Genomic DNA, 2,228 nt, shown 5'->3' with positions numbered 1-2,228 from the left:
GAGTACCTTTTATCCGTTGAGCGATGGCCCTTCCATACAGAACCACCGGATCACTAAGACCTACTTTCGTACCTGCTCGACGTGTCTGTCTCGCAGTCAAGCGCGCTTTTGCCTTTATACTCTACGACCGATTTCCGACCGGTCTGAGCGCACCTTCGTACTCCTCCGTTACTCTTTAGGAGGAGACCGCCCCAGTCAAACTACCCACCATACACTGTCCTCGATCCGGATAACGGACCTGAGTTAGAACCTCAAAGTTGCCAGGGTGGTATTTCAAGGTTGGCTCCACGCGAACTGGCGTCCACGCTTCAAAGCCTCCCACCTATCCTACACAAGCAAATTCAAAGTCCAGTGCAAAGCTATAGTAAAGGTTCACGGGGTCTTTCCGTCTAGCCGCGGATACACTGCATCTTCACAGCGATTTCAATTTCACTGAGTCTCGGGTGGAGACAGCGCCGCCATCGTTACGCCATTCGTGCAGGTCGGAACTTACCCGACAAGGAATTTCGCTACCTTAGGACCGTTATAGTTACGGCCGCCGTTTACCGGGGCTTCGATCAAGAGCTTCGCGTTAGCTAACCCCATCAATTAACCTTCCGGCACCGGGCAGGCGTCACACCCTATACGTCCACTTTCGTGTTTGCAGAGTGCTGTGTTTTTAATAAACAGTCGCAGCGGCCTGGTATCTTCGACCGGCATGAGCTTACGGAGCAAGTCCTTCACCCTCACCGGCGCACCTTCTCCCGAAGTTACGGTGCCATTTTGCCTAGTTCCTTCACCCGAGTTCTCTCAAGCGCCTTGGTATTCTCTACCCAACCACCTGTGTCGGTTTGGGGTACGGTTCCTGGTTACCTGAAGCTTAGAAGCTTTTCTTGGAAGCATGGCATCAACCACTTCGTCATCTAAAAGATGACTCGTCATCAGCTCTCGGCCTTAAGATCCCGGATTTACCTAAGATCTCAGCCTACCACCTTAAACTTGGACAACCAACGCCAAGCTGGCCTAGCCTTCTCCGTCCCTCCATCGCAATAACCAGAAGTACAGGAATATTAACCTGTTTTCCATCGACTACGCTTTTCAGCCTCGCCTTAGGGACCGACTAACCCTGCGTCGATTAACGTTGCGCAGGAAACCTTGGTCTTTCGGCGTGGGTGTTTTTCACACCCATTGTCGTTACTCATGTCAGCATTCGCACTTCTGATACCTCCAGCAAGCTTCTCAACTCACCTTCACAGGCTTACAGAACGCTCCTCTACCGCATCACCTAAGTGATACCCGTAGCTTCGGTGTATGGTTTGAGCCCCGTTACATCTTCCGCGCAGGCCGACTCGACCAGTGAGCTATTACGCTTTCTTTAAAGGGTGGCTGCTTCTAAGCCAACCTCCTAGCTGTCTAAGCCTTCCCACATCGTTTCCCACTTAACCATAACTTTGGGACCTTAGCTGACGGTCTGGGTTGTTTCCCTTTTCACGACGGACGTTAGCACCCGCCGTGTGTCTCCCATGCTCGGCACTTGTAGGTATTCGGAGTTTGCATCGGTTTGGTAAGTCGGGATGACCCCCTAGCCGAAACAGTGCTCTACCCCCTACAGTGATACATGAGGCGCTACCTAAATAGCTTTCGAGGAGAACCAGCTATCTCCGAGCTTGATTAGCCTTTCACTCCGATCCACAGGTCATCCGCTAACTTTTCAACGGTAGTCGGTTCGGTCCTCCAGTTAGTGTTACCTAACCTTCAACCTGCCCATGGATAGATCGCCCGGTTTCGGGTCTATTCCCAGCGACTAGACGCCCTATTAAGACTCGCTTTCGCTACGCCTCCCCTATTCGGTTAAGCTCGCCACTGAAAATAAGTCGCTGACCCATTATACAAAAGGTACGCAGTCACCCAACAAAGTGGGCTCCCACTGCTTGTACGCATACGGTTTCAGGATCTATTTCACTCCCCTCTCCGGGGTTCTTTTCGCCTTTCCCTCACGGTACTAGTTCACTATCGGTCAGTCAGTAGTATTTAGCCTTGGAGGATGGTCCCCCCATATTCAGACAAAGTTTCTCGTGCTCCGTCCTACTCGATTTCATGACTAAGAGATTTTCGCGTACAGGGCTATCACCCACTATGGCCGCACTTTCCAGAGCGTTCCGCTAATCTCAAAGCCACTTAAGGGCTAGTCCCCGTTCGCTCGCCACTACTAAGGGAATCTCGGTTGATTTCTTTTCCTCAGGGTACTT

At 51.6% G+C, this 2,228-nt stretch carries 1 rRNA gene; it reads right to left on the bottom strand.

The annotated features are described in order from the left end of the window. Positions 1 to 2,228 (bottom strand): 23S ribosomal RNA (locus QRN53_RS20265); the annotation flags it as partial.

Source organism: Pseudarthrobacter sp. fls2-241-R2A-127 (genome assembly GCF_030209355.1).
GTDB lineage: Bacteria > Actinomycetota > Actinomycetes > Actinomycetales > Micrococcaceae > Arthrobacter.
This window is presented reverse-complemented; position numbering and strand designations above follow the sequence as displayed.